Source organism: Pseudomonas sp. SIMBA_067 (genome assembly GCF_046534675.1).
GTDB classification, from domain to species: domain Bacteria; phylum Pseudomonadota; class Gammaproteobacteria; order Pseudomonadales; family Pseudomonadaceae; genus Aquipseudomonas; species Aquipseudomonas putida.
The window spans coordinates 1-308 of the sequence record NZ_JAWRYH010000221.1; the positions used below are offsets into that span (position 1 = coordinate 1).

The following is a 308-nucleotide window of genomic DNA, read 5'->3' on the forward strand; positions in this document are numbered from 1 at the left end:
GCGTAGCTGTTTCCACAAACTCGTCAGTGGCGACAGGGTGGCCGCAGCACGACCGTGTCCACTACCCAAGGCCTGTGCGAACGCATTCGCGACTTTCACCCAAGTCGACAGGTGTTGATCGAGGAAGCGCTCCGCCGACGTCTTGTCATCGTAGCTGATCCGTTCTTTGGCATCAGGCGACTTGCCCTTCGCTCGGTATTCCGCTTCGAGCACTGCTTGAAGTTCTTTGCGGAATTCGCTTCCACGGGTGTCGGCCGGAACTTTTTGAGCAAATTCGATCAGTTCGCGTGGTAGCAAGTGCCGATCAT

At 56.5% G+C, this 308-nt stretch carries 1 protein-coding gene; it reads right to left on the minus strand.

Translation table 11 applies throughout. From position 1 onward, the window contains the following. Positions 1-308, minus strand: a 308-nt coding sequence (locus tag SB765_RS28820) for a hypothetical protein (protein ID WP_410932382.1), incomplete at both ends; no start/stop codon positions are given.